The organism is Streptomyces sp. NPDC050619 (assembly GCF_040654815.1).
Classification (GTDB): domain Bacteria; phylum Actinomycetota; class Actinomycetes; order Streptomycetales; family Streptomycetaceae; genus Streptomyces.
This window is the reverse complement of sequence record NZ_JBFAIR010000009.1, coordinates 34,425-56,565: the sequence shown is the minus strand read 5'-3', so window position 1 is coordinate 56,565 and position 22,141 is coordinate 34,425. Positions and strand designations below refer to the sequence as shown.

The 22,141-nt window shown below is 69.7% G+C and carries 19 protein-coding genes; 14 read left to right on the top strand and 5 right to left on the bottom strand.

Features of this window, described 5'->3' with window-relative positions; genetic code table 11:
* Nucleotides 1-4: 4 nt before the first annotated feature.
* The 10 genes from AB0I77_RS16790 (at nt 5) to pssA (ending at nt 12,449) form a co-directional block, all read left to right on the top strand.
* Entirely contained in the window at nt 5-1,141 is a 1,137-nt protein-coding gene (locus AB0I77_RS16790) for a hypothetical protein (RefSeq protein WP_363283302.1), read from the top strand.
* 304 nt (nt 1,142-1,445) lie between these two features.
* Nucleotides 1,446-3,251, top strand: a complete 1,806-nt coding sequence (locus tag AB0I77_RS16785; protein WP_363283301.1) for a 3-hydroxybutyryl-CoA dehydrogenase — start codon at nt 1,446-1,448, stop codon at nt 3,249-3,251.
* Between the two features lie 166 nt (nt 3,252-3,417).
* Nucleotides 3,418-4,248 carry a TetR family transcriptional regulator gene (locus AB0I77_RS16780; protein ID WP_363283517.1) on the top strand — a complete coding sequence of 277 codons (831 nt, stop codon included), beginning with the start codon at nt 3,418-3,420 and terminating at the stop codon, nt 4,246-4,248.
* Between the two features lie 452 nt (nt 4,249-4,700).
* Nucleotides 4,701-6,044, top strand: coding sequence for a crotonyl-CoA carboxylase/reductase (ccrA, locus tag AB0I77_RS16775; RefSeq protein WP_363283300.1), 1,344 nt, complete (start codon nt 4,701-4,703; stop codon nt 6,042-6,044).
* 18 nt (nt 6,045-6,062) lie between these two features.
* Complete coding sequence (locus AB0I77_RS16770; protein ID WP_363283299.1) at nt 6,063-8,084, top strand: protein meaA; 2,022 nt, start codon at nt 6,063-6,065, stop codon at nt 8,082-8,084.
* The gene (locus tag AB0I77_RS16765; protein WP_363283298.1) at nt 8,081-9,046 is read left to right on the top strand and encodes a CoA ester lyase; all 966 of its coding nucleotides are present in this window, start codon (nt 8,081-8,083) and stop codon (nt 9,044-9,046) included. The genes AB0I77_RS16770 and AB0I77_RS16765 overlap by 4 nt, the downstream gene beginning before the upstream one ends.
* Nucleotides 9,047-9,051: 5 nt before the next feature.
* Entirely contained in the window at nt 9,052-9,564 is a 513-nt protein-coding gene (locus AB0I77_RS16760; protein WP_363283516.1) for a MaoC family dehydratase, read from the top strand.
* 2 nt (nt 9,565-9,566) lie between these two features.
* Nucleotides 9,567-10,781 carry an acyl-CoA dehydrogenase family protein gene (locus AB0I77_RS16755; protein ID WP_363283297.1) on the top strand — a complete coding sequence of 405 codons (1,215 nt, stop codon included), beginning with the start codon at nt 9,567-9,569 and terminating at the stop codon, nt 10,779-10,781.
* A gap of 170 nt (nt 10,782-10,951) precedes the next feature.
* Nucleotides 10,952-11,608, top strand: a complete 657-nt coding sequence (locus tag AB0I77_RS16750) for a phosphatidylserine decarboxylase (RefSeq protein WP_363283296.1) — start codon at nt 10,952-10,954, stop codon at nt 11,606-11,608.
* A 22-nt stretch (nt 11,609-11,630) separates the two neighbouring features.
* Entirely contained in the window at nt 11,631-12,449 is an 819-nt protein-coding gene (pssA, locus tag AB0I77_RS16745; protein WP_363283515.1) for a CDP-diacylglycerol--serine O-phosphatidyltransferase, read from the top strand.
* A 97-nt stretch (nt 12,450-12,546) separates the two neighbouring features.
* On the opposite strand, the gene AB0I77_RS16740 is transcribed toward pssA, so the two are convergent.
* Nucleotides 12,547-13,665, bottom strand: coding sequence for a glycerate kinase (locus AB0I77_RS16740; protein ID WP_363283514.1), 1,119 nt, complete (start codon nt 13,663-13,665; stop codon nt 12,547-12,549).
* Between the two features lie 224 nt (nt 13,666-13,889).
* Here AB0I77_RS16740 and AB0I77_RS16735 point away from each other — a divergent pair, with 224 nt between their 5' ends.
* Nucleotides 13,890-14,963: an ADP-ribosylglycohydrolase family protein gene (locus tag AB0I77_RS16735; RefSeq protein ID WP_363283295.1), complete on the top strand. Its 1,074-nt coding sequence runs from the start codon at nt 13,890-13,892 to the stop codon at nt 14,961-14,963.
* Between the two features lie 76 nt (nt 14,964-15,039).
* Here the strand turns inward: AB0I77_RS16735 and AB0I77_RS16730 are convergent, their stop codons facing one another.
* On the bottom strand, nt 15,040-15,912 hold the full coding sequence (locus tag AB0I77_RS16730) for an SDR family NAD(P)-dependent oxidoreductase (protein ID WP_363283294.1): 873 nt from the start codon (nt 15,910-15,912) through the stop codon (nt 15,040-15,042).
* Between the two features lie 84 nt (nt 15,913-15,996).
* On the opposite strand from AB0I77_RS16730, the gene AB0I77_RS16725 reads away from it, so the two are divergent.
* The 3 genes from AB0I77_RS16725 (at nt 15,997) to AB0I77_RS16715 (ending at nt 18,255) form a co-directional block, all read left to right on the top strand.
* The gene (locus AB0I77_RS16725) at nt 15,997-16,872 is read left to right on the top strand and encodes a helix-turn-helix transcriptional regulator (RefSeq protein ID WP_363283293.1); all 876 of its coding nucleotides are present in this window, start codon (nt 15,997-15,999) and stop codon (nt 16,870-16,872) included.
* Nucleotides 16,869-17,363: an NUDIX hydrolase gene (locus AB0I77_RS16720; protein WP_363283292.1), complete on the top strand. Its 495-nt coding sequence runs from the start codon at nt 16,869-16,871 to the stop codon at nt 17,361-17,363. Before AB0I77_RS16725 ends, AB0I77_RS16720 begins: the two co-directional genes overlap by 4 nt.
* A gap of 154 nt (nt 17,364-17,517) precedes the next feature.
* On the top strand, nt 17,518-18,255 hold the full coding sequence (locus AB0I77_RS16715) for a Sir2 family NAD-dependent protein deacetylase (protein ID WP_363283291.1): 738 nt from the start codon (nt 17,518-17,520) through the stop codon (nt 18,253-18,255).
* A gap of 115 nt (nt 18,256-18,370) precedes the next feature.
* Here the strand turns inward: AB0I77_RS16715 and AB0I77_RS16710 are convergent, their stop codons facing one another.
* The 3 genes from AB0I77_RS16710 to AB0I77_RS16700 all read right to left on the bottom strand — a co-directional run bounded on the left by AB0I77_RS16710 (nt 18,371) and on the right by AB0I77_RS16700 (nt 22,074).
* Nucleotides 18,371-19,951: a carbohydrate-binding protein gene (locus AB0I77_RS16710; RefSeq protein WP_363283290.1), complete on the bottom strand. Its 1,581-nt coding sequence runs from the start codon at nt 19,949-19,951 to the stop codon at nt 18,371-18,373.
* Between the two features lie 135 nt (nt 19,952-20,086).
* The gene (locus AB0I77_RS16705) at nt 20,087-20,581 is read right to left on the bottom strand and encodes a methylated-DNA--[protein]-cysteine S-methyltransferase (protein ID WP_363283289.1); all 495 of its coding nucleotides are present in this window, start codon (nt 20,579-20,581) and stop codon (nt 20,087-20,089) included.
* 11 nt (nt 20,582-20,592) lie between these two features.
* Nucleotides 20,593-22,074, bottom strand: a complete 1,482-nt coding sequence (locus tag AB0I77_RS16700) for an AlkA N-terminal domain-containing protein (protein WP_363283288.1) — start codon at nt 22,072-22,074, stop codon at nt 20,593-20,595.
* Nucleotides 22,075-22,141 lie beyond the last annotated feature (67 nt).

The window sequence follows — 22,141 nt, the reverse complement described above, 5'->3', positions numbered from 1 at the left end:
ATCGATGTTCCGCAACTCGTTGCTGATCGAGCGGGTGGCCGCGTTCGTCAGCGGGCACCGGGTGGCCATGGCCGTCGTCGGAGGGGTCACGGGAGCCGCCATCGGCATCTACAGCGACGAGGCGCGGGCGGTGATCGCCTGGACGTGGAGCCACGTCATCGCCGGTGGCACTCTCGTGACCCTGGCCGTCGCCGGCGTCTTCTCCCTGGCCTGGTGGGCGCGCGGTCTGACCGAGCAGCGCCGTCAGCTGCGACGCGAGGTGGTGCGCGACTTCTTCGACATCCACGCGGACGACTTCGAGGAGGACCTGCCCTCGGACCACGCCGTCATCGGCCGGCAACTGTGGTACCTGGAACGCACCACCGAGTCGCCCGACCTCGTCGTACTGCTGCACGGCCTCGGCCTGGACGCGGACGACTTCCGTCCGTTCATGAACGTCGCCCGCCAGCACACCGCCGCCATCACCCTGTTCGGGCACAACACCGAGGAGGCCAGGGACCACCGCTACCGTCCCATCGGCATGTCCGTGCACGCGGACCTCATCAGCGGAGCCATCAACAACCTCCAACGGCAGTATCCCTACAAGCGGTTGACGCTGGTCGGCTTCTCCGTCGGCTGCGACATGCTGTTCCGGCTGGCCGAACTGTGGCGCGATCACCCGGAGCGCGAACCGAAGATACGGTCCGTGCTGCTGCTCGATCCGAACATCAACCACTCCACGATGGTCATCTCGGGGAAGGTCGCCCGCCTCAATCCGGAGCAGCCGCTGGCGGAGTTGCAGCGCATCGCCCAGATCCCGGAGGCGCTCGCGGAGTTCCAGAACTTCTGCGAGTACCTGCACAAGATCAGCGGCAAGGACCTGAGCCAGGTCCAGCGCTACGCGGCCGACCTGTGGGACTACTGGGAGCCCGACGGACAGTACGACCTGTTCTTCCAACGCCTGGAACGGATCAGGGCCATCAGTGACGTGACGCGGGTGTTCTTCTCGATGCACTTCGAGCAGCGCTTCAACGATGTCGTGGCCCGCGCCCGGCAGCGGGGCATACGGCAGGTCTTCGACCTGAGCAGGGTGGACCACTTCGACTTCTGCCAGGACGCCTTCCTCAAGCGGGAGATCGGCGCCCTGCTGCGGGGACGCTGAACCGGGACGCTGCCCCTGGGGGCTGGCGCGCTCGTTACTCACGAGTTAAGCTCATACGAGCGAGTTACCCACTCGCGGTTCTGCTTGTGGTGGCCTGGTGACGCAGCCACCCCGAGTGCAGTCGGTTCGGTACCTCGAGTACCGCAGTACGACCCGGTTCCGGGACAGGGCCGGTCGGTATCCGCCGTTCTCCGGGCGTGTGCGCTTGCAGCCCGGCACACCCGCACTCCTCTTCGCACCCGGTGCGCCCTCTCGGCGCACCCGGCGCGCTCCCAGTCGTCACCCTCATTCCTGGAGTCCCGCGATGGCCACTCCCCTGTCCGACACCTCTTCGCACCCGCTCAAGACCATTGCCGTGGTCGGTCTCGGCACCATGGGCACCGGCATCGCCGAGGTCCTGGCCAAGGCCGGCCGCGAGGTCGTCGGCATCGACATCAGCGAGGCCGCGACCGCCAAGGCCGTCGCCGCCCTGGAGGCCGCGACCGCCCGCGCCGTGGAGCGCGGACGCCTGACCGAGCAGGAGCGCGCCGGCCTGCTCGCCCGGGTCCGCACCTCCACCGACCTGCGTGCGGCGGCCGACGCCGACCTCGTCATCGAGGTGGCTCCGGAGTCGTACGGCATCAAGCACCAGATCTTCCGCGAGCTCGACGGGATCGTGCGGCCCGAGACGATCCTGGCGACCGGCACCAACGCCCTCTCGGTCACCCGGCTGGCCGCCGACTCGGCCCGCCCCGAGCGCGTGCTCGGCCTGCACTTCTTCAATCCGGCGCCGGCGATGCGGCTGGTCGAGGTCGTCTCCTCGGTGCTGACCGCGCCCCAGGCCGTCGCCACCGTCACCGATCTCGCCATCGAGCTGGGCAAGGAGCCCGTCGCGGTGGGCGACCGGCCCGGATTCGTCGCCGACGGGCTGCTGTTCGGCTATCTCAACCAGGCGGCCGCGATGTACGAGGCGAAGTACGCCTCCCGCGAGGACATCGACGCCGCGATGCGGCTCGGCTGCGGGCTGCCGATGGGGCCCCTGGCCCTGCTCGACCTGATCGGCGTCGACACCGCGCGCACGGTCCTGGAGGCCATGTACGCCGAGTCCCGCGACCGGCTGCACGCCCCCGCCCCGATCCTCAAGCAGCTCAGTGAGGCGGGGCTGACCGGCCGTAAGTCGGGCCGCGGCTTCTACACGTACGAGGCGCCGGGCAGCGCGACGGTGGTGCCGGACGCCCTGACGCCCCTGTCCGGCGACCTCGAGCTCCCCGGGCGACCGGTGCGCTCCGTCGGTGTCGCGGGCTCGGGGACCATGGCGTCCGGTATCGCCGAGGTCTTCGCCAAGGCCGGCTACGAGGTCGTGCTCGCCGCCCGCAGCGAGGAGAAGGCGCAGGCCGCCAAGTCCCGTATCGGCAAGTCGCTTTCACGCTCCGTCGACAAGGGGCGGATGACCGCCGAGGCCGCCGCGCAGACCCTGGACCGGATCATCGCGGCGGGTTCGTACGACGCCTTCGCGGACGTCGATCTGGCCGTGGAGGCGGTCGCCGAGGACCTGGAGGTCAAACGGCAGCTGTTCGCGACGCTGGACAAGGTCTGCAAGCCGGGCGCGGTCCTGGCGACGACGACCTCGTCGCTGCCCGTCGTCGCCTGCGCCCGCGCCACCTCGCGTCCGCAGGACGTGATCGGCATGCACTTCTTCAACCCGGCACCGGCGATGAAGCTGGTCGAGGTCGTCCGTACGGTGTTGACGGCCGATGACGTCCACTCAACGGTTCGCGAGGTCTGCGTCAAGATCAAGAAGCATGGGGTGGACTGTGGGGACCGTGCGGGCTTCATCGTCAACGCATTGCTTTTCCCGTATCTCAACAACGCGATCAAGATGGTGCAGGAGCACTATGCGTCTCTTGACGACATTGACGCGGCGATGAGGCTGGGCGGCGGCTACCCGATGGGCCCGTTCGAACTCCTGGACGTCGTCGGGCTCGATGTCTCCCTGGCCATCGAGAAGGTCCTGCACCGCGAGTTCCGCGACCCGGGCCTGGCTCCCGCTCCGCTCCTGGAGCATCTGGTGGCCGCGGGCTGCCTCGGCCGCAAGACGGGCCGCGGCTTCCGCGAATATGCCCGCCGCTGATCGTCCCGACGGCTGGTTCGCCGAGCGTCGCGGCGACTGGTTCACGGCGGACTCGGGCTGGGGCGGGCTGCTCGATCCGGGCAGCTCTCCCCTGCCCGCCCGGCCCAACTCGCCCCCGTCCGCCCAGGGCGGGGGAAACGGGGGACACGCGCGCCACGCTGCGCACATGCAGTACGTTCGGGTCATGCCCCAGCCCGCCAAGTCCGCACGTACACCAGCCACGCCCGACGCTCCGGAAAGTGCCGCAGGCAGTCGCGCCGCCGCGCAGCGGCTCAAGATGCGGCGAGAACTGGCGGCCGCCGCGATGGAGCTGTTCGCGACCAAGGGGTACGAGGCGACCACCGTCGACGAGATCGCGGCCACGGCCGGGGTCGCGCGTCGCACCTTCTTCCGCCACTTCCGTTCCAAGGAAGAGGCGATCTTCCCCGACCACGACGACACGTTGATCCGGGCCGAGGCCGTCCTCAACGCCGCGCCCGCGCACGAGCACCCGCTCGACACGGTGTGCCGCGGCATCAAGGAAGTCATGCGGATGTACGCGGCCCGGCCGGAGATCTCGGTGGCCCGCTACAAGCTGACGCGCGAGGTGCCCACTCTGCGCGAGGCGGAGATCGCGTCGGTGGCCCGCTACGAGCGCCTCTTCACCCGCTACCTCCTCGGCCACTTCGACGAGCACGCACACGACGACGACGCCAACGACGACCCGCTGATGGCCGAGGTCGCCGCGTCCGCCGTGGTCACCGCCCACAACCACGTCCTGCGGCGCTGGCTGCGGGCCGGCGGACAGGGCGACGTCGAGGCCCAGCTGGACCACGCCTTCGCGATCGTGCGCAAGACGTTCAGGTCGGGGATCGGGGTCGGCCGGGACAGCGCGCCTCGGCCGGCCCCGGCCTCCTCTTCCATACAGGGCGAGGTACTCGTCACCGTCGCCAGGACCGACGCACCGCTCGACGAGGTCATGCGCACCATCGAGCAGGCACTCAAAGAGCGCACCTGAGCCGACGGCCGGCCGGTCTGGCCGCCGACCGGCCCTGGCCCTACCGACCGAGCACGAACCGCGCCCCGGCCGAGCGGCTCGGCATCCACCGCAACACGCTGCTCTGCCTGGAAGCCCGTAGCACAGCTTTGATCGATCATCGCTCATTTGTTACGTAAAGATTTCATTTGAGAGCAGGTTCTGGCACTCAGTGCCTTGCGAGGTGACACGCGGTGTCATACGGTGAAGGTGTCCGGGCGGCCGGCGTGCAGAGATCATCCGTACGCCGGCTGTCCCAGCAAGCTATTGGCTCGCCCGCCCGGACGCCTGCGTCACAGGCAACCTCCCGCGCCACAAAGCGCTGCCGAACAGCACCACCCGCCGAACCGACGGCAAGCCTCGACAACTCAGCAGCAGCACCGACGTAACCCTCAGCGTCTTCCCTCAAGACGCCATTCGCCGGAGGCAAAACCGTGACTGTGAAGGACATCCTGGACGCGATCCAGTCGCCGGACTCCGCTCCGGCCGACTTCGCCGCCCTGCCGCTCCCCGAGTCGTATCGCGCGATCACCGTGCACAAGGACGAGACCGAGCTGTTCGCCGGGCTCGCCACGCGCGACAAGGACCCTCGTAAGTCGATCCACCTGGACGATGTGCCGGTGCCGGAACTCGGCCCGGGCGAGGCCCTGGTGGCCGTGATGGCCTCCTCGGTCAACTACAACTCGGTGTGGACCTCGATCTTCGAGCCGATGCCGACCTTCGGCTTCCTGGAGCGCTACGGCAAGCTCAGCGAGCTCACCCGGCGCCACGATCTGCCGTACCACATCATCGGCTCCGACCTCGCGGGCGTCGTCCTGCGCACCGGCCCGGGCGTCAACGCCTGGAAGCCGGGCGACGAGGTCGTCGCGCACTGCCTGAGCGTGGAGCTGGAGTCCTCCGACGGGCACAACGACACGATGCTCGACCCCGAGCAGCGCATCTGGGGCTTCGAGACCAACTTCGGCGGCCTCGCGGAGATCGCACTGGTCAAGTCCAACCAGCTGATGCCGAAGCCCGGCCACCTGAGCTGGGAGGAGGCCGCCGCGCCCGGTCTGGTCAACTCCACCGCCTACCGCCAGCTGGTCTCCCGCAACGGCGCCGGCATGAAGCAGGGCGACAACGTCCTGATCTGGGGCGCGAGCGGCGGACTCGGCTCGTACGCCACGCAGTTCGCGCTCGCGGGCGGCGCCAACCCGATCTGTGTCGTGTCCTCGCCGCAGAAGGCGGAGATCTGCCGGGCCATGGGCGCCGATGCGATCATCGACCGCACCGCCGAGGACTACAAGTTCTGGAAGGGCGAACACGAACAGGACCCGCGCGAGTGGAAGCGCTTCGGCAAGCGCATCCGCGAACTGACCGGCGGCGAGGACGTGGACATCGTCTTCGAGCACCCGGGCCGCGAGACCTTCGGCGCGAGCGTGTACGTCACGCGCAAGGGCGGCACCGTCGTCACCTGCGCCTCGACCTCCGGCTACACCCACGAGTACGACAACCGCTACCTGTGGATGTCCCTGAAGCGGATCATCGGCTCCCACTTCGCCAACTACCGCGAGGCCTGGGAGGCCAACCGGCTCGTCGCGAAGGGCAAGATCCACCCGACCCTGTCCAGGGTGTACTCACTGGAGGAGACCGGGCAGGCTGCCTACGACGTGCACCGCAACCTCCACCAGGGCAAGGTCGGCGTCCTGTGCCTGGCCCCACAGGAGGGCCTCGGCGTGCGCGACGAGGAGAAGCGCGCCCAGCACGTCGACGCCATCAACCGCTTCCGGAACATCTGAGGACACCCGAGGTCATCGATGACAGAGCGCCAGAAAGACCGGCCGTGGCTGATGCGCACCTACGCCGGTCACTCCACCGCCGAGGCGTCCAACGAGCTGTACCGGCGCAACCTCGCCAAGGGCCAGACCGGACTGTCGGTCGCGTTCGACCTGCCGACGCAGACCGGCTACGACTCCGATCACATCCTCGCCCGCGGCGAGGTGGGCCGGGTCGGCGTGCCGATCGCCCACCTGGGTGACATGCGCCGCCTGTTCCAGGACATCCCCCTGGAGCAGACGAACACCTCGATGACGATCAACGCCACCGCCATGTGGCTGCTGGCGCTCTATCAGGTCGTCGCGGAGGAGCAAGGCCTCGGCAAGGAGTCCCTCACCAAGCTCCAGGGCACCACCCAGAACGACATCGTCAAGGAGTACCTGTCGCGGGGCACGCATGTGTTCCCGCCGGTGCCGTCGCTCCGCCTGACGACGGACATGATCGCGTACACGGTCTCCCACATCCCCAAGTGGAACCCGATCAACATCTGCAGCTATCACTTGCAGGAGGCGGGCGCCACGCCGGTCCAGGAGATCGCGTACGCCATGTCGACGGCGATCGCGGTGCTGGACGCCGTGCGGGACTCCGGCCAGGTGCCGCAGGAGCGCATGGGTGACGTCGTCGGCCGTATCTCCTTCTTCGTGAACGCGGGCGTCCGCTTCGTCGAGGAGATGTGCAAGATGCGCGCTTTCGGCCGCATCTGGGACAAGATCACCCGCGAGCGCTACGGCATGGAGGACCCCAAGCACCGGCGCTTCCGCTACGGCGTCCAGGTCAACTCCCTCGGCCTGACGGAGGCGCAGCCGGAGAACAACGTCCAGCGGATCGTGCTGGAGATGCTCGCCGTGACCCTCTCGAAGGACGCACGCGCGCGTGCCGTCCAGCTGCCTGCCTGGAACGAGGCCCTCGGGCTCCCCCGCCCCTGGGACCAGCAGTGGTCGCTGCGCATGCAGCAGGTGCTGGCGTACGAGAGCGACCTGCTGGAGTACGCCGACATCTTCGAGGGCTCGAAGGTCATCGAGGCCAAGGTGAACGAGCTGGTCGAGGAGTCGCTCACCGAGATCGACCGCATCGAGGACATGGGCGGCGCGATGGCCGCCGTCGAGTCCGGCTACCTCAAGTCGCAGCTCGTCGCCTCGCATGCCGAGCGCCGGGCCCGTATTGAGTCCGGTCAAGAGAAGATCGTGGGCGTCAACATCTTCGAGACGACCGAGCCGAATCCGCTGACCGCCGACCTGGATACGGCGATCCAGACGGTCGACCCGGCGGTCGAGGCCCGGGTCGTGGCAGCCCTCGGGCAGTGGCGTGAAGCGCGCGACCAGCCGCGGTCGGACAGGGCCTTGGAGCAGCTGAAGAAGGTGGCGGCCGGGACGGGCAACCTCATGGAGGTCACCGTCGAGTGCGCCCGCGCCGGGGTCACGACCGGGGAGTGGGCGGGGGCCCTGCGGGAGGTGTTCGGCGAGTTCCGGGCGCCGACGGGGGTCTCCTCCGCGCCGGTCACGGTGGCCGCCGAGGAGGGCAGCGCGCTGGCCGACGTACGCCGCAAGGTGCGGGTGACGGCCGAAGACCTCGGCGTCGGCAAGCTCCGCTTCCTCGTCGGCAAGCCCGGCCTGGACGGGCACTCCAACGGCGCCGAGCAGATCGCCGTGCGGGCCCGTGACGCCGGGTTCGAGGTGGTCTATCAGGGCATCCGGCTGACGCCGGAGCAGATCGTGGACGCGGCCCTCGCGGAGGACGTGCACGCGGTCGGCCTCTCGGTCCTCTCCGGCTCGCACGCGCAGCTGGTGCCGGATGTACTGGATCGGCTCCGTGTGGCCGGTGCCACAGACATTCCGGTGATCGCTGGTGGCATCATCCCGAACAACGACGCCGAACAGCTCAGGGCCGCGGGAGTGGCCGCAGTCTTCACCCCGAAGGACTTCGACATCACGGGAATCATCGGCCGCATCGTCGACGAGATCCGGAAAGCGAACAAGCTCGACCCCCTGGAGGTCCCCGCATGACCACGCCCGTCAACCGTCTGCGTCCGCGACGCTCCTGCCTCGCGGTCCCGGGGAGCAACCCCCGCTTCCTGGAGAAGGCGCAGGGCCTCCCGGCCGACCAGGTCTTCCTGGACCTGGAGGACGCGTGCGCGCCGCTCGCCAAGCCCGAGGCGCGGCACACCATCGTCAAGTTCCTCAACGAGGGTGACTGGACGGGCAAGACGAGGGTCGTACGCGTCAATGACTGGACGACCGAGTGGACGTATCGAGATGTCGTCACGGTCGTCGAGGGTGCGGGCCCGAATCTTGACTGCATCATGTTGCCGAAGGTGCAGGACGCCCAGCAGGTCGTGGCCCTCGACCTGCTGCTGACGCAGATCGAGAAGACCATGGGCTTCGAGGTCGGCCGGATCGGCATTGAGGCGCAGATCGAGAACGCCCAGGGCCTCAACAACGTCAATGTGATCGCTCAAGCCTCTCCACGTGTCGAGACGATCATCTTCGGCCCTGCCGACTTCATGGCGTCGATCAACATGAAGTCGCTCGTCGTGGGCGAGCAGCCGCCCGGCTATCCGGCGGACGCCTACCACTACATCCTGATGAAGATCCTGATGGCGGCCCGCGCCAACAACCTCCAGGCGATCGACGGCCCCTACCTCCAGATCCGCAACGTCGACGGCTACCGCGAGGTCGCGCAGCGTGCCGCCGCGCTCGGCTTCGACGGCAAGTGGGTGCTGCACCCGGGCCAGGTCGAGGCGTCCAACGAGATCTTCTCGCCCTCCCAGGAGGACTACGACCACGCCGAGCTGATCCTGGACGCGTACGACTACTACACGTCCGAGGCGGGCGGCAAGAAGGGCTCCGCGATGCTCGGCGACGAGATGATCGACGAGGCCAGCCGCAAGATGGCGCTGGTGGTCGCGGGCAAGGGCCGCGCCGCCGGCATGCGGCGCACCGGCACGTTCGAGATCCCGGAGGCGTGACGGCCATGCAATTCGGACGTACGTACGAGGAGTTCGAGGTCGGGGCCGTCTACAAGCACTGGCCCGGAAAGACGGTCACGGAGTACGACGACCACCTCTTCTGTCTCCTCACCATGAACCACCACCCGCTCCACATGGACGCCAACTATGCGGAGAACACGACGGACTTCGGCAAGAACGTCGTCGTGGGGAACTACATCTACTCGCTGCTGCTCGGCATGTCGGTCCCGGACGTCTCCGGCAAGGCCATCGCCAACCTGGAGATCGAGTCACTCAAGCACGTGGCGCCGACCTTCCACGGCGACACGATCTACGGCGAGACGACGGTCCTCGACAAGACGCCGTCGAGGTCGAAGAGCGACCGCGGCATCGTCCACGTCGAGACCAAGGGCTACAAGCAGGACGGCACACTGGTCTGCGTGTTCCGCCGCAAGGTGATGGTGCCCACCGAGACGTACATCAAGGAGCGCGGCGGCGAGCAGCCCGGCCGCCCCCAATTGAGGGAGCAGGAGAAGTAGCCATGGCGCGACTCGCCCAGACCGCCGGTCTGACCGACATCCAGCAGGAGATCCTGTCCACCGTCCGTGACTTCGTGGACAAGGAGATCCTCCCGGTCGCGACCGAGCTGGAGCACCGCGACGAGTACCCGCAGCAGATCGTCGACGGCCTCAAGGAGTTGGGCCTGTTCGGTCTGATGATCCCCGAGGAGTACGGCGGTCTGGGCGAGTCGCTCCTGACGTACGCCCTGTGTGTCGAGGAGATCGCGCGCGGCTGGATGTCGGTGTCCGGCATCATCAACACACACTTCATCGTGGCGTACATGCTCAAGCAACACGGCACGCAGGAGCAGAAGGACCACTTCCTGCCGAAGATGGCGCTGGGCGAGATCCGCGGCGCCTTCTCGATGTCGGAGCCCGGCCTGGGCTCCGACGTTTCGGCGATCACGTCGAAGGCGGTCAAGGACGGCGACGAGTATGTCCTGAACGGTCAGAAGATGTGGCTGACGAACGGCGGAACGTCAACGCTCGTCGCCGTGCTCGTGCGAAGTGACGAAGGACACTCCCCCGCCGAGGCAGCCGCCAAGCCCCACAAGTCGATGACGACCTTCCTGGTCGAGAAGGAGTCCGGCTTCGGAGAGGTCCGCCCCGGCCTCACCATCCCCGGGAAGATCGACAAGATGGGCTACAAGGGCGTCGACACCACCGAGCTGATCATGGATGACCTGCGGATTCCCGCGGATCGCGTGCTCGGTGGCGCCACCGGCCGCGGTTTTTACCAGATGATGGACGGCGTGGAGGTCGGCCGCGTCAACGTGGCGGCGCGCGGCTGCGGCGTCGCTCAGCGTGCCTTCGAACTCGGTGTCCAGTACGCCCAGCAGCGTCACACTTTCGGCAAGCCGATCGCCCAGCACCAGGCCATCCAGTTCAAGCTCGCGGAGATGGCTACCAAGGTCGAGGCCGCTCATGCGATGATGGTGAACGCGGCACGCAAAAAGGACTCCGGTGAACGAAACGACCTTGAGGCTGGGATGGCGAAGTACCTCGCCTCCGAGTACTGCAAGGAGGTCGTGGAGGACGCCTTCCGGATCCACGGCGGCTACGGCTTCTCCAAGGAGTACGAGATCGAGCGCCTCTACCGCGAGGCACCGATGCTGCTGATCGGTGAAGGTACCGCCGAGATCCAGAAAATGATCATCGGTCGCAGGCTGCTCGAAGAGTATCGATTCCAGGGATAGATGTCGGCTTGGGGGTGTTTTCTTCGAGAAGAAGGTCACACCCCGTCAACACTCTTCAGCCATCGACTCGGCTTCCTGGCTTGCCCAGTTGTGGGCCGTGACCGGTACGATCCCGGGACAGCCGCCGTCCCCCTCCTGCAGCGCGGCATCATCCGCTACGAAGGTCATCCATGCCCCACAGCCAAACCTCTGCACCTCGCGACAGCCTGGTCGGCCTACGCCTTGCGCGCGGAGCATCGCCGTGGCTCCTCCCGACCGTCGCCACCGCAGCCCTCAGCCTGGTACGCGCGCGCAAGTCCGGCGCCGCCAAGGCCGTCGCCGTGCCCGCCACCGCGCTCGCGGCGGGCATGCTGTGGTTCTTCCGTGACCCCGAGCGCGAGATCACCCAGGGCCGGGTCATCTCACCCGCCGATGGTGTGGTGCAGAGCATCATGCCGTGGAAGGACGGGCGCACCCGCGTCGCGATCTTCATGAGCCCGCTCAACGTCCACGTCAACCGCGCGCCGCTGTCCGGCGAGGTGACGTCGGTCGAGCACATCCCCGGCGGGTTCGTTCCGGCGTTCAACAAGGAGAGCGAGAACAACGAGCGCGTAGTCTGGCACTTCGACACCGAACTCGGCGACATCGAGATGATCCAGATTGCCGGCGCGGTCGCTCGCCGCATCGTCCCCTACGTGCCCCAGGGCACCAAGGTGGAGCAGGGCGACCGGATCGGTCTGATCCGTTTCGGCTCGCGCGTCGACATCTACCTGCCCGAGGGCGTGGAGGTCGCGGTCGAGGTCGGACAGAAGACCGTGGCTGGGGTGACTCGCATTGACCGTGATTGATCCGGAGACCCAAACGGGCTGGGTGCCCGAGGCCGACGAGGTGGACGAAGAGGAGGAGATGCCCCTCTCTCTCCGCCTCTCAATAGCGGACACCCTCACCCTCGGCAACGCCACGTGCGGCTTCATGGCGGTGTACTTCACCACCACCGGCATCCTGATCCCGCACCTCACCGGCAGCCAGGAAAGCGGCATGGCCCGCCACAGCGCGGCCACGGCGGTCATCCTGATGCTGTGCGCGGCGGTCTTCGACCTGTTCGACGGCCTGGTGGCGCGAAAGCTGCGCTCCTCCCCGATGGGCGCCGAACTGGACAACCTCTCGGACCTGATCAGCTTCGGCCTGGCACCGGCGTACTTCGTCCTGGTCTACGGCATGGTCGCGGACGACGCGCACCAGCGAGTGGCCGCGGTCGGGGCGATCGTGGTGCTGCTGGCGGTGGTGCTGAGACTTGCCCGGTTCTCGTGCGTGACGGTGAAGGACGGCACCTTCCAGGGCATGCCGTCGCCGTTCGGCGCGCTGACGGTGGTCTCGATCGTGCTCCTGGAGCTGCCCTTCGTGGCGACGCTGCTCGCGATCCTCGGCACGGCGTGGCTGATGGTGAGCCGGGTGGAGTACCCGAAGCCGCGGGGCCGCCTCGCGGTGGCGATGCTCACCTGGATCGTCCTGTCGATGGGTCTCCTGGCCGCCTGGGCGTTCGACGCCCCGAGCGGACAGCTACTCCTTCAGACGGGCTGCGCGCTCCAGCTGGTCATGGGCGCGGTGATCCCGCTGTTCGCCACGGCTCGCCGGGTGAACAACTTCCGCGGCAACCGGCGTGAGGCGCGGGCGGCACAGCTTCCGTAGCCGGTGTTCCGTACGCCGAGAGGGCCCGAACCGGAAGGTTCGGGCCCTCTTCGCGTACCCGTCGGGCCCTCTTCGCGTACCCGGGGTACGGCGGCCCTCAGATCAGGAAGTCGCGCCCGATCCGCTCCGCCACCCGCTCCAGGATCGGACCCGCGTCGGCGATGCACTTGGCCACGTCCGGTTCGATTTCCGTCAGCGGGTACGCCCGGCGGATCCCGGCCTGGCCGAGTGCCTGCGGCTGCAAGGCCAGCCGGCCGCACACCGCGACGACCTCCTTGCCGGCCGCACGAGCAGCGGCCGCCACGCCCGCCGGGGCCTTGCCGTGCAGCGTCTGCTCGTCCAGGGAACCTTCGCCGGTGATCACCAGCGTCGTCTTCTCCAGCGCGGACGCGAAGCCGAGGACGTCGAGCATGACCTCGATACCGGGGCGGAACCGGGCGCCGAGGAGCAGGGCACCGTAGCCGATGCCGCCCGCCGCGCCGGCTCCCGGGGAGGCGGCGTACTGTGCGGCCTTCGCCCCGACGCTGTTCTCCAGCACCTTCGCGTAGTGGGCCAGCGCGGCGTCCAGCGCCTCCACGTCGTCCGGCGAGGCGCCCTTCTGCGGGCCGTACACCGCCGACGCGCCCTTCGGGCCGGTCAGCGGGTTGTCGACGTCGCTCGCCAGCACCAGCTCCACATCGGCGAACCGCGGGTCCAGGCCCGACAGGTCGGCCGAGGCCAGGTCGGCGAGGCCCTCGCCGCCGGGTGTCACCGGCTCCCCCTCGGCGTCCAGGAACCGCGCGCCCAGCGCGGACAGCATGCCGGCGCCGCCGTCCGTGGTGGCGCTGCCGCCGACCCCGAACACGATCGTGCGCGCGCCCGCGTCCAGCGCGGCCCGCAGCAGTTCCCCGGAGCCGTACGTGGACGCCGTGAGCGGTGCGAAGACGCCCGCGGGCAGCCGCTGGAGCCCGCTCGCCTCCGCCATCTCCACGACCGCCGTGCCGTCGCGCAGGGCGAAGGCGGCCGTCAGCTCGTGGCCGAGGGGACCCGCGACGCGCACCTCCCGCCGTTCGAAGCCGGCCGCGACCGCCGCGTCCACCGTTCCGTCGCCGCCGTCCGCGACGGGCAGCGACGCCACCGCGAGGTCGGGCACCACCCGGCGCAGCCCGGCCGTGACCCGCTCGGCGACCTGCACGGCCGTCAGCGAGCCCTTGAACTTGTCCGCGGCGATGAGCACCCGCGCCGTAGCCCGGGCGTCTTTCCCTACAGCGTCCGACACCTTGTCTTCCCCTTGCTCTTCGGGCCCCGCGCACGTCAAGGGCCAGTCGCGCCGCTGCGACCTTAACCGCAGGACACCCCTGTCGTCATGCCCCGGCCGGAGCCTGCAACAACACTGAGGGATGTCAGTGCGTACGGCCCGAACGCCGCGCGTCCGCCCCCGGAATTGGGTAGACCGGAGCTATGACCCCTGTGGGCACTGAGCCAGAGCTCGCCGACCGCGTCCTCGGGGGGTGGCTGGGCCGGATCGCGGGCAACATGCTCGGCAAGCCGGTCGAGCAGGGCGACCTGTGGACGCGGGACCGGATCGACCGCTATCTGCGGCAGGCCGCCGCCCTGCCGCTCACCGACTACCTGCCCGAGCCCGTCGGCGAGAACGACGGGCTCGAGCTGCGCCCCGAGTGGCGCCAGTGCGTGCGCGGCCGTATCCACGGCAGCTGCCGTGACGACGACGTCGACTACGCCATCCTCGGCCTCGACCTCCTGGAGACCCACGGCTTCGGCTTCAGCACCGAGCAGGTGGGCGACCTGTGGCTGCTGCGGCTGCCGTATCTACAGACGTTCACCGCGGAGCGGGCCGCGTACCGCAACCTCGCCGACGGGCTCAAGCCGCCGCTGACGGCGACGTACGACAACCCGTACCAGGAGTGGATCGGGGCGCTCATCCGCGCCGACATCTACGGCTGGACCTCGCCGGGCGACCCGAGCCGCGCCGCCTCGCTCGCCCGCCGGGACGCGGTGCTGTCCCACACCGGCAACGGCGTGTACGGCGCGATGTGGGCGGCGGCGCTGATCTCGGCGGCGTTCACGGCTCCGACCGTGCGGCACGCCGTCGACGAGGCGCTCGCCGTGATTCCGGCGAGCTGCCGGCTCGCCCGTACGGTACGCCGGGTCGTCTCGCTCCACGACACCCGGATGACCTGGGAGGACACGCTCACCACGGTGGCCGGGGAGACCGCCGGGCTCGGCTGGATCCACACCATCCCGAACGCCGCCGTACTGACCGCCGGGCTCCTGTACGGCGACGGCGACTTCACCCGCACCATCACGCTCACCGTCCGCGGCGGCCTGGACACCGACTCCAACGGCGCGACCGCGGGCTCGGTGGCCGGCGTCCTGACCGGCGCGGACGCCATCCCGGCGCAGTGGAAGGACCCGCTGGAGGACACGGTGCGCAGCGCGGTGTTCGGCTTCGACGGAGTGCGGATCAGCGAGTTGGCGGAGCGGACGGTGCGGTTGGCGCAGACGGAGGGCTGATGCGCTCCAGACGGAGGGCTGAAGGGGGGGCTGAAGGGGGGGCTGAAGGGGGGCTAAAGGCGCTTCGTCCGGAGGGCTAACGCGCTCCGGTGGGCACCGGTGCCTCCTCGAACACCCCGGCGGTCACCCCCATCGCCCGCAGCACCAGCCGTTCCCGCAGCCCGTCCGGGAGGAACCGCAGCAGGGCGAGCGTCCGGCCGTCGCGGCCCGTGGTGTACAGCCTGGCGGGGCGGCGCGCGGTCAGCGCCCGTACGATCGCGGCCGCGGCCGGTTCGACAGGACCCAGGGGCTGGCGGGCGGCCGTGGTGCGTGCGGCGTCCAGGGCGCGGGCGTAGAGCCGCTGGGTCTCGGGCGATCCCGCCCAGCCCAGCTCCGTACTCGCCTTGTCCGCGGTGGCGAAGATCGGGGTGTCCATGGCGCCCGGCTCGACGAGCGAGACCCTGACGCCCTGGTGGCGCAGTTCCATGCGCAGGGACTGGGTGAGAGCCGAGAGGGCGGCCTTGGACGCGGCGATGGGGCCGAAGAAGGGCGGGGGCACGCGCGCGGAGACCGCGCCGACGTTGACGATACGGCCGCCGGCCCTGCGCAGGGCCGGCAGGAAGGCCCGGATCACCGCCGCCTGCCCGATCACGTTGATCTCGAACTGGCGCCGCCAGGCCTCGGCCGGTGCCAGTTCGACCGGGCCCTGCCCCATGATGGCGGCGCTGTTGACGAGCCCGTCGAGCCGTGGCCCGACCGCTTCGGCCGCGGCGGCGATGGACGCCTCGTCCGTCAGGTCCAGCCGGACGGGGGTGAATCCGGCCTCACGCAGTGCTGCCGCGTCCGCCGGGTCGCGGTGTACCGCGTACACAATCCAGCCGACCGCATGCAGCCTACGGGCCACCGTAGACCCGACACCGCCGGTGGCGCCGGTGACCAGGACGGTACGGGGAGGAGTCAGCTCAGCCACAAGAGCAGCCTTTCACCAGGGAGTTCGCTGTCCCTCCCACCCTCCGCCAGAGCGCGGCCCGGTTGAAGAGTGCAGAATTTACTGGTGGCAGCGACACCAGCACCGGACCGGACACCTCCCGCGGACACCCGGGAGCACGGCCGTAAGGCCCTCGGCGACTTCCTGCGCTCCCGGCGCGAGCGCGCCGACCCCACGCACACCGGCCTGCCGCCCGGCGGGCGCCGTCGCACCCCGGGCCTGCGCCGCGAGGAGGTCTCCCTGCTCTCCGGGGTCAGCCTGACCTGGTACACCTGGCTCGAACAGGGCCGCGACATCAACGTCTCGCCGCAGATCCTGCTCGCCCTGGCCCGCGCCCTCCAGCTGGACGAGGTGGAGCGCGCGCACCTGTTCCGGCTGGCGGGTCTTCCCGTGCCCGCGCCCGCCGACCGCTCCCTCGCCGTACCGGAGGCGGTCCGGATGTTCCTGGACACGCTGATGCCGAACCCGGCGTTCGTGATCGACCGCTGCTTCGACATCCTGGCGTGGAACCGGGCCCAGGAGCAGATCCTGGGCAGCGCCCTGCTCGACCGGCCGCCCCGCGAGCGAAACAGTGTGTGGATGCTGTTCCGCGAACCCCTGCTGCGGACGCTGATGCCCGAGTGGGAGGCGGAGGCGCGCTGGCTGGCCGGGCTGCTGCGGCAGCAGGCGGCCTACGAACTGGACAACCCGCGCTTCACCGAGCTGGTCGGCGAACTCCGCTCCACCAGCCCGGAGTTCGCCGCTCTGTGGCAGGACCACGACGTCGTTCAGTTCCGGTCGTCCGTCCGCCGCTACGACCATCCGGCCGTCGGCGCGTTCGAGGTGTCCTACGTGCGGTGGACGCTGGAGGAGGCGCCCTGGATGAGCATGATCTGTCACTTCGCCGAGCCGGGCAGCGAGTCCGAGGCGCGGCTGCGGAAGCTGGTTACCCTTCCTGAATGACCACCACCGAAGACTACGCCGCGTACATCGCGGGCCTGCCCCGCGTCCTGGCCGGGGCCGCCGCCCTCTTCCGTGACGCCGAGGGCCGGGTGCTGCTCGTCGAGCCCAACTATCGCGACGGCTGGGCGCTTCCGGGCGGCACGATCGAGTCCGACGACGGCGAGACCCCGCGCCAGGGCGCGCGCCGCGAGACCACCGAGGAGATCAGCCTGGACCGCGAGCTGGGCCGGCTGCTCGCGGTGGACTGGGTGCACGGGACGGCCCGTCCGCCGGTGGTGGCGTACGTGTACGACGGCGGGGTGCTCGGCGAGGACGACTTCAAGGCGATCCGGCTCCAGGAGGAGGAACTGCTGTCCTGGCGGCTCGTACCGCGGGAGCAGCTCGCCGAGTACCTCCCGGGCGCCCTGGGCGGGCGCGTCCTGTCCGCGCTGGACGTCCTGGCCGAGGGCTCGGGGACGGCGGAGCTGGAGAACGGCCACCGGGTCGGCTGACGCCGGAGCCGGGCCCGGGCCCAAGGAGCCGCCCCCTCAGCAGAAGCGGAGTCAGCCCGCCGGACAGGAGCGGAGTGAGTCACCGGACGGGAGCGGAGTCAGCCGCCGAATATCCGTTCGCCGCTCCCGAAGCGCCCGGCCTACCCTCGGTGACATGACCAAGCCCCTCGTCGCCCTCCTCAGTGGCGCAGGTATCTCCACCGACTCCGGCATCCCGGACTACCGCGGCCCGAACGGCCTGTGGCGGCGGGACCCGGAGGCCGAGAAGCTCGTGACGTACGAGTACTACATGGGCGATCCGGAGATCCGGCGGCGGTCCTGGCAGATGCGCCGCAAGAACCGGACGCTCATGGCCGAACCGAACGCCGCGCACCGGGCGGTGGCCGAGCTGGAGCGGTCCGGGGTGCCGGTGCGGGTGATCACGCAGAACGTGGACGGGCTGCACCAGCTCGCCGGGATGCCCGCCCGCAAGGTGCTCGAACTGCACGGCACGGCACGGAGTTTCGTGTGCACGCGGTGCCATGTCCGCGGCCCGATGGAGGACGCGCTCGCCCGGGTCGAGGCCGGTGAGGAGGATCCGCCGTGCCTGGAGTGCGGCGGGATCCTCAAGTCGGCGACCGTGATGTTCGGCGAGCGGCTCGATCCGGCGGTCCTCGGCGAGGCGGTCGCCATCACCAAGGCCTGCCAGGTGTTCGTCGCGGTCGGCAGCAGCCTTCAGGTGCAGCCCGCCGCCGGGCTCGCCGGTGTCGCCGCCGACCACGGGGCCCGGCTGATCATCGTCAACGCCGAGCCGACGCCGTACGACGACCGGGCCGACGAGGTCGTACGGGAACCGATCGGCACCGCGCTGCCGACGCTGCTGGCCGGGCTGAGCGACCGGAGCAGCGACTAGAACCGCGTCGGTGCCGCGCGTCGATGGACGCCGCTGCGGCCAGGCAAGGCAAGGGCCAGACCAGCGCAGACCCAAGCCAGGCCGGGCCACAGCGGCGAGCGAGCGATCGAATCGGTTACGGCGTGACCTGATTACCGCCGAAGGTCACCACTAGGCGGCCGTCCGAGGCGAAGGACCAGTTCAGGGCGCCGGAGTACGAGGAGCACCTGGACCCGTTCGAGCCGGACCAGAACTGGTTGGAGCTGTCGGAGTTGCCGACGATCCTGTCGTTCGTGCCGCTGCCGCTGCGGCACGAGGTGTTGTCCCGGAACACCGAGGTGCCACCGTCGAACGAGTAGTTGCGCTCGGTGTTGTCGATGCTGACGTTGCCCGACACCGACATCGTGCCGAGGTTCCTGTTGTAGGTGAACCCGTGCTTGCCGTTGTCGTAGGCGATGTTGCGCCGGATGACGTGGTTGACGCCGATGTCCTCGCCGCCGAGCTTGTAGCCGTTGCGGTCACCGTTGCCGGCCTGGGAGCCGTCGCTGAGGGTGCCGTTCTCGTAGGCGAGGGAGTCCTCGATGGTCACCGCGCCGATGGGTCCCGTGTCGGTCTTGGTGTAGAGGTCCCAGCCGTCGTCGATGTTGTTGTGGGACACGGCGTAGCGGAACACGTTCCCGGGTCCGGAGGTGAGCTTCGCCGCGAAGCCGTCGGCGTCCTCTCCGTCGGAGTCGGCGTTGTCGTGCGACTCCGCGCTGAGGATGAGGTTGTTGGACGGCCACTGGCTGCTGGGCGTGCTGGAGAGCATCCGCGAGAGCTGGAGCCCGGTGTCACGGTTGAAGCGGGTCACCGTGCGCTCGAAGATGTTGTTGCTGCCGCCGACGAAGATCCCGTTGTCCCCGGCACGCTCCACGACGATGCCCTTGACGTGCCAGTACGACCCGTTCACGGCGAGCCCGCGGTTCGCCGTGTCCTCGCTCTGGGCCGAGAAGTTCAGTACGGGGGTCTCACCCGGGTAGGCGATCAGTTCGGTGCGGTCGCCCGAGGTGCCGTTGTTGCCCGCCGGGATGGTGACCGTCTGCGAGTAGCGGTACGTTCCGCCGCGCATGTAGATCGTTCCGCCGGGGGTGATCCGGCTGATCGCCGACGTGAGCGTCGTCGGGGCGTCCTGTGTGCCCGCCGCGCTGTCGGTGCCGTTGGGCGCCACGTACAGCGCGGGGCCGGTCGGTGCCGGGGTGTCGCCGCCCACCTCGACGTCGAGGTAGTCGATGTTGGGCAGGCCGGCCGCGGCGGTGGGGCTGAGCCGGATGGTGTTGCTGCCCGAGTTCACCGGGACCGTGAGCGTCTTCGTCGTCCACGTTTCCCAGGTGCCGGTGCTCTCGAACGACACCGAGGTGGCCGCCGAGCCGTTCACGGTGAGGCCGGCGGGCCGTGCGGTGGTGGAACCGTTGGCGAAGCGGACCTTGAGTGTCGCCGTGCCCGCGGCCGGGGCGTTCACGGTGAACTGCGCGTGGGCGCCGACCGCGTTGGTGGCGTTGCAGAATCCGCTGCCGGAGTAGCCGGCCCAGTCGGAGTCGATGGTGCCGGTGCAGACCGCGGGGGAACTCTCGGCCTCATAGCGGGTGGACGCGGCCTGCGCCGTGTTGCCGGACAGTGCGACGAGTGCGCCGGCCAGCAGGCTGACGGACGCGATGACGGGTGCGGGTCTCCGTAACATCGTTGTCTCCAGGTTGATTGGCTCGTCTGACGAAAAGTCAGTGAAAGCGCTTTCCCGGGACGCTAAGCTCACGCCGTGAACACGTCAATAGACGCGTACGTGATCTCTATTCACAAACATGAACCGAAACTGAACCTAGAACAGTGCGGTTCCGCTCTCGAAGTCCAGCAGCCGCTGCTTGCGGTCGAGGCCGCCGCCGTAGCCGGTGAGGCCGCCGTTCGCGCCGACGACGCGATGGCAGGGGACGATGATGCCGACCGGGTTCTTGCCGTTGGCGAGGCCGACGGCACGGGAGGCCCCGGGGTTGCCGAGAGCCTCGGCCAGTTCGCCGTAGGAGCGGGTGACGCCGTACGGGATGCGGCGCAGTTGTTCCCAGACGCGGCGCTGGAACGGCGTTCCGGCCAGCCGGAGTTCGAGTGTGAACTCCTTCAACTCGCCCGCGAAGTACGCCTTCAGCTGGTCGGTCGCCTCGCCGAAGGCCGTCGGGTCGTCGGGCTCGCCGAATGCCTCCTGCGGCGGGCGATGGCGCTGGTCGGTCATGTACAGGCCGCACAGGACGCCGTCGTCGGCGACGAGCGTCAGCGGGCCGTACGGGCTGTCGATCACGGTGTGCCGCTTGCGGGAACTCATCACGGAAGCCCTTACACGGGAAGGAAGTTGATCGGGTGGCTGTCGGTCGCCCACAGGTACTGGACCGCGTACGCCCGCCAGGGCCGCCAAGCCGCCGCGCGGGCCGTGAGTGCCGCCGGGGTCGACGGCAGGCCCGACTCCTGGGCTGCGCGGCGGATTCCGAGGTCGGTGGGGAGGAAGGCGTCGGGGTCGCCGAGGGCGCGCATCGCGATGACGTCGACCGTCCAGGGGCCGAAGCCGGGGAGTTCGAGCAGCCGGGCGCGGGTGTGTGCCCAGTCGCTCTCCACGCCCAGGTTCAGGGAGCCGTCGGCGAGTTGGCCCACCAGCGTGGTGAAGGTGGTGCGGCGGGTGCGGGGCATCGCGAGGGACTCGGGGTCGACGGCGGCGAGCGCCTCGGGCGCCGGGAAGAGGTGGGTGAGACCGCCCTCGGGGTCGTCCACCGGCTCGCCGTGCGCGGTGACCAGGCGGGCCGCGTGGGTGCGGGCGGCGGCCGTGGAGACCTGCTGGCCGAGTACGGCCCGTACGGCGAACTCCGCCTCGTCGACGGTGCGCGGGACGCGCCGGCCGGGGGCCTTGTCGACGAGGGGGGCGAGGAACGGATCCGTACGCAGCTGGTCGTCGACGGCGACCGGGTCGGCGTCCAGATCGAGCAGGCGGCGGCAGCGGCTGATCGCGACGGTCAGGTCGCGCAGGTCACCGAGGGTGAGGCGGCAGGCGATGTGGTCGGGCTGCGGGGTCAGCGCCACGATGCCGTGGCCGTACGGCAGTCGCAGCGTGCGCCGGTAAGCGCCGTCCCGCCACTCCTCGACGCCCGGGACGGCGGTCGCGGCGAGGTGGCCGAAGAGGTTGTCGGGGTTGAGGGGGGCGCGGAACGGGAGGCGGAGGGTGAGGGCGCCCGGTGTGCTCGCGGCCCTGCCCTTCGGGACCCGGGCGCGCAGTTCGCTCGGGGAGAGGGCGTAGACCTCGCGCACGGTGTCGTTGAAGGCGCGGATCGAGGAGAAGCCGGCGGCGAAGGCGATCTCCGCCATGGGGAGCGGGGTCGTCTCGATCAGGAGCCTGGCCGTCTGGGCGCGCTGAGCGCGGGCGAGGGCGAGTGGACCCGCGCCCAGTTCGGCGAGCAGCTGGCGTTCGATCTGCCGGGTGCTGTAGCCGAGCCGGGCGGCGAGTCCGGGTACGCCCTCGCGGTCGACGACGCCGTCGGCGACCAGCCGCATGGCCCGGGCCACGAGGTCGGCGCGCTGGTTCCACTCCGGGGAGCCCGGGCTGGTGTCGGGACGGCAGCGCTTGCAGGCCCGGAACCCGGCCTGCTGGCAAGCCGCCGCGCTCGGGTAGAAGGTCATGTTCTCGGGCTTGGGCGGCACCACCGGGCAGCTGGGCCGGCAGTAGATGCGGGTGGTCAGGACGGCCGTGAAGAACCAGCCGTCGAAGCGGGCGTCCTTGGACTGGACGGCGCGCACGCAGCGCTCGGTGTCGGTGTGCATCCCCATCTGCATGCGTCCAGCTTGGGCCACCGGCCGGACGGGGGCTGGCGAGAATCCGACATCAACCTGACGTGTCCTG